This window comes from Halorubrum salipaludis (assembly GCF_002286985.1).
GTDB classification, from domain to species: Archaea; Halobacteriota; Halobacteria; order Halobacteriales; family Haloferacaceae; genus Halorubrum; species Halorubrum salipaludis.
This window is the reverse complement of record NZ_NSKC01000024.1, coordinates 1-4,718: the sequence shown is the minus strand read 5'-3', so window position 1 is coordinate 4,718 and position 4,718 is coordinate 1. Positions and strand designations below refer to the sequence as shown.

The window sequence follows — 4,718 nt, the reverse complement described above, 5'->3', positions numbered from 1 at the left end:
GAGATCATTGAAGTAGGTATTCACCTCCACGTTGCTGGATTATCAGTTGCGAATACCAAACAGATACTCGATAAATTGGGTGTCAAGCGCAGTCGAACGGCCATCCACAACTGGGTGCAGAAAGCCGACCTACAGCCGGAAAGCGATGCCGAGCCGAATCACATCGCGGTGGACGAGACGGTGATTCAGGTCAACGACCAGCGCCACTGGCTGTACGCGGCAGTCGATCCCGCCACGAACGAAATCCTCTATGTCCGGCTGTTTCAGACGTGAACGACGCAGCTCACCGTGCTGTTTCTGCGTGAACTCCGCGAGCAACAGCAGATCGAGCAAGCGACCTTTCTCGTCGACGGTGCAACGCACTTGGCGAGTGCGCTCGACCGGCTCGGCCTCGATTTCCGCTACGAAAAACACGGAAATCGAAATAGCGTCGAACGTGTCTTTCGAGAGGTAAAACGACGAACTTCCTCGTTCTCAAATACGTTCGGCAACGCGTCGCTTATCTCGGCTGAGTCGTGGTTACAAACCTTCGCCGTCTGGTGGAACCAATGCTAAACTTAACACGACGCCGCCGACAGCGAATCCCACGCCGAGATTGATCGTGTAGAAGGTGATGACTGGAATCTCCATCAGCGCCAGCAGCCGCGGATTTTCAACAATAATACCACCCTGTGAGGTGAATATCGTACCGATTGTGAGGCTCAAAAGGACGATCGATAGCGGACTCAGTTTCGGAAGAAAGCCCCGGGTGAAACACTGCTGTCTCCGCCATCGGAGCAGTTCTCACGGAGTCACGTCTCCAAGGGCATGGGGAGCGATCAACACGAGCAAGATGCTCTCTACCAGCAACGTTGTCGGTAATTCCACGTGACATCAGATCCGAGAGCTCGGTGAGACCATCCTAGTCAGACGATACAAAATAATAAGTGTACTCTCGTGAAGGAGCGCCCAAGAGTCGAAAGGCAAACATGATAGACCCAGTTATCCTACAACAGGGGAGCGACTGGCGCGCACAGGCGGAGGTCTTTGACGAGATCTTCTTCATCTTCCTCGCGCTCGGGACGCTCGTCGGTACGATTGTCGTGGCGTACACGCTGTGGAACGTGTACAAGTATCGCGACGACGGGAGCGAACCGAAGGAGGACTTCGACGCGCCGGTAGTCGGCGAACTCCCGACGGGACAGGGCGGTCCGAAAGCAAAGAAGCTCTTCCTCTCGTTCGGACTGAGCGCGATCGTCGTGATCAGTCTGGTCGTGTACGCGTACGGGATCCTCCTCTACGTCGAGGAGGGGCCAGACACAGCGGACGAGAGCGACATCGAGATCCTCGTCGAGGGGTACCAGTTCGGCTGGGAGTACGAGTACCCGAACGGCCACACCACGACGGGCGAGATGGTCGTGCCGGCCGATCACCGAGTCAACCTCGACGTGACCTCACGCGACGTGTGGCACAACTTCGGCTCGTCAGAGTTGCGGATAAAATCCGACGCTATCCCCGGAGAGACCAGCGAGGTCTGGTTCTCCGTGAGTTCCGAAGAAGTCGAGGCACAGGGCGGCGAGGCAACGTACCGAGTCGAATGCTTCGAGCTCTGTGGGGCCGGTCACTCTGCGATGACTGGTCAAATCACGGTGCTCCCGCAAGACGAGTGGGAAGAATGGTATGCAGGTACCCAAAGTGAAAACACCTCCAATATCGAGACGACTTCCGCCGGAAATGCTCCCAGCGTTGACAACGCGATCATTCGAGGTGCCCCTACATGAGCGAACTCCCGCCCACGACTTCCGTCAAACGATGGCTCGTCACGACTAACCACAAGGACATCGGGATCCTCTACACGATCACGGCGCTGTTCTTCCTGCTGTTCGGCGGCGTGCTCGCGCTTCTGATCCGCGTCCAGCTCTGGGAACCAACAAGTCAGATCCTGTCCGGGCTGGCGTACAACGAGGCCGTCACTGCCCACGGACTGATAATGGTGTTCTGGTTCCTCTCCCCGTTTGCCTTCGGCTTTGCAAACTACTTCGTGCCGCTCCAGATCGGTGCCGACGACCTTGCGTTCCCACGGCTTAACGCACTCTCCTACTGGATGTACCTGTTCTCAGGCGTACTATTATCAATCAGCTTCTTCCAGGGCGGCACGCTGAGCGCTGGCTGGACGATATACGCTCCGCTCAACGTGCCAATGTACACGCCGAGCATCGGGTCGACGGGTGCGATACTAGCACTCGCGATGTTCACCATCGGAGTCACCGCCTCGTCGATAAATTTCCTCGTGTCTATTCATCACTCGCGTGCCGAAGGGATGGGAATCATGGACATGCCGATGTTCACGTGGTCCATCCTCGCGACCGTGTGGATGATGCTGTTCGCATTCGCCGCATTACTCGCTGCGGGACTAATCCTTGCATCCGACCGTGTGCTCGGCTCGGTGTACTTCTCCGCGACCGAGGGCGGCTCCCTCCTGTGGGGCCACCTATTCTGGTTCTTCGGCCATCCGGAGGTGTACATCGTCTTCTTCCCGGCGCTCGGTGCAATGTTGGAGCTTTTCCAGACCTTCTCTGGGCGTCGCCTCGTCGGGCGAAAGTGGGTGATCATCTCCATCTGTCTTGTCTCCGTCCAATCGTTCCTTGTGTGGATGCACCATATGTTCCTGACGACGATCAACTTGGAGATTAAGACGCTGATGATGGCGACCACCATCGGTATTTCCTTACCCTTTGACCTGATCGTGTTCTCGCTGATCTACACGCTCATCAAGGGACGAATCCAGTTCACGACACCATTCCTCTTCGCGTTCGGGGCGCTGCTATTGTTCATCCTCGGCGGCATCACCGGGGTGTTCCTCGGCGCTATCGTCCTAGACTACGAGTTCCGTGGCACCTACTGGGTGGTCGCGCACTTCCACTACGTGATGTTCGGGGGGGCGACAGCGCTGATCGGCGCTGCGTACTACTGGTTCCCGAAAATAACTGGGAAGATGTACGATGAACTCCTCGGGAAGATCCATTTCATACTGTTCTTCATCGGGTTCAACGCCGTCTACTTCTCGATGTTCCTCGCCTGGGAGACCCCCCGGCGTGTCTTCGAATACAACCCCGAACTCCAAATTTACCACCAATTCGGCACTATCGGCGCGTTCGTACTCGGATTCTCCTTCTTCATCATGTTCTATAACTTCGCGAAGTCGTATGTCTCCGGCGAGCCTGCCGGCGACAACCCATGGGACTACTCGCGAACTGCTGAGTGGGCCATCTCTTCACCCCCGCCGCTCGAGAACTGGCCAAACCGGCCGTCCTACGCGTCCGGTAAGCTTGAATTCGTGAAAGATTATGTGCCAGACGGAGGTCCGGCTGTCAAGACCGACGCCAATGGGAACGGGACGACTGACGGTGGTGACACCCACTCCGAACACATCAAAAAATATCCGTACTGGGACAAGCACCCAAGCCACGCAAGTATCTGGCCGCTGGCCCTATCGCTGGCAGTCGGTGTATTGTTCCTCGGACTCACCGGGTTCCGCGATAACGTTGTCTTCGAGCTGGGCGAGTCGCTCACATCGACTGGCGTGACAATCTCGAATCCGGTATACCCGATACTCATAGTTATCGGTCTGGTCGGACTCATCTGGACCGGGGTGAAGTGGGGCCTTGAGGACTTCTATGCCCCACCGACAGAGTTCGCCGAGCGGTGGCCGTTCGACGGCGTCGAGAAAGTCAAACTGGGGATGTGGTTCTTCATCGCGTCAGACGTGATCGTCTTTGGCGCGTTCCTCTCTGCAGCCATCTTCGTCCGGTACAACGCCGGATGGCGCACGTGGGAGCCGCTGACGGAGGCGCTTCCCGGCCTCATCAACACCTTCGTGCTGATCACGTCCTCGTTCACCGTCATCCTCGCGCTGGTCGCGGCCCGCAGGAAGAGCCGCAAGGGGCTCCTGGCCTCGCTCGGCGCGACGATCCTGCTCGGGTTCACCTTCCTGGCGATCAAGATGTGGGAGTGGAACAAAGAGATCTTCGAGCGAGGCGTGACAATTTCGGCGAATGCCCACGGTGACCCTATTCAAGCATCGATCTACTACGTCACGACCGGCCTCCACGGGATCCACGTAGTTATTGGCCTTGTGATCGCCATCTTCCTGTTCATCAGGGCCTACCAAGGCCACTACCTCGACGACGAGCGGCCAATCGAGTACTTTGGCCTCTACTGGCACTTCGTCGACATCGTCTGGGTGTTTATCTTCCCGCTGTTCTACCTCTTCTGAAGACATCGGAAGAATTATAAAATTCTGTATATTTTGGATATTATACTATCAACAGTGTAGATGTCTACGACTCATAAATCTCTGCCCACTAACTAGGGCGGTGTTAAGTTAAGGATGAGGCGTTGGATTTCGTGGTGTCCATGCCAGAAATCGAACGCCTCAGGGGTCGTAGCGATTGGATCGACTTAGAATTTGTTGAGCGAGAGCGGACACTCCGCGAGATCATTGAAGTAGGTATTCACCTCCACGTTGCTGGATTATCAGTTGCGAATACCAAACAGATACTCGATAAATTGGGTGTCAAGCGCAGTCGAACGGCCATCCACAACTGGGTGCAGAAAGCCGACCTACAGCCGGAAAGCGATGCCGAGCCGAATCACATCGCGGTGGACGAGACGGTGATTCAGGTCAACGACCAGCGCCACTGGCTGTACGCGGCAGTCGATCCCGCCACGAACGAAAT

Annotated in this window: 3 protein-coding genes and 2 pseudogenes; 4 read left to right on the top strand and 1 reads right to left on the bottom strand. The window is 56.4% G+C overall.

The window, feature by feature from the left end:
* Positions 1-555: pseudogene (locus tag CK500_RS17685) on the top strand (IS6 family transposase); the annotation flags it as partial.
* Here the strand turns inward: CK500_RS17685 and CK500_RS17515 are convergent.
* The gene (locus CK500_RS17515; RefSeq protein WP_198951605.1) at positions 520-705 is read right to left on the bottom strand and encodes a hypothetical protein; all 186 of its coding nucleotides are present in this window, start codon (positions 703-705) and stop codon (positions 520-522) included. The pseudogene CK500_RS17685 and the gene CK500_RS17515 sit on opposite strands and share 36 nt — an antisense overlap.
* A gap of 263 nt (positions 706-968) precedes the next feature.
* Here CK500_RS17515 and coxB point away from each other — a divergent pair, with 263 nt between their 5' ends.
* From coxB to CK500_RS16640, 3 genes and pseudogenes are all read left to right on the top strand, one after another.
* Complete coding sequence (gene coxB / locus CK500_RS16650) at positions 969-1,760, top strand: cytochrome c oxidase subunit II (RefSeq protein WP_095638299.1); 792 nt, start codon at positions 969-971, stop codon at positions 1,758-1,760.
* Positions 1,757-4,255 (top strand): cbb3-type cytochrome c oxidase subunit I, encoded by a 2,499-nt coding sequence (locus tag CK500_RS16645; protein ID WP_095638298.1) that lies wholly within the window; start codon positions 1,757-1,759, stop codon positions 4,253-4,255. Before coxB ends, CK500_RS16645 begins: the two co-directional genes overlap by 4 nt.
* 140 nt (positions 4,256-4,395) lie before the next feature.
* Positions 4,396-4,718 (top strand): annotated as a pseudogene (locus CK500_RS16640) (IS6 family transposase); the annotation flags it as partial.

Excerpts from the sequence above, each read along its gene's own strand:
- coxB (WP_095638299.1), top strand. The coding sequence starts at position 969 with ATGATAGACCCAGTTATCCTACAACAGGGGAGCGACTGGCGCGCACAG.
- CK500_RS16645 (WP_095638298.1), top strand. The coding sequence starts at position 1,757 with ATGAGCGAACTCCCGCCCACGACTTCCGTCAAACGATGGCTCGTCACG.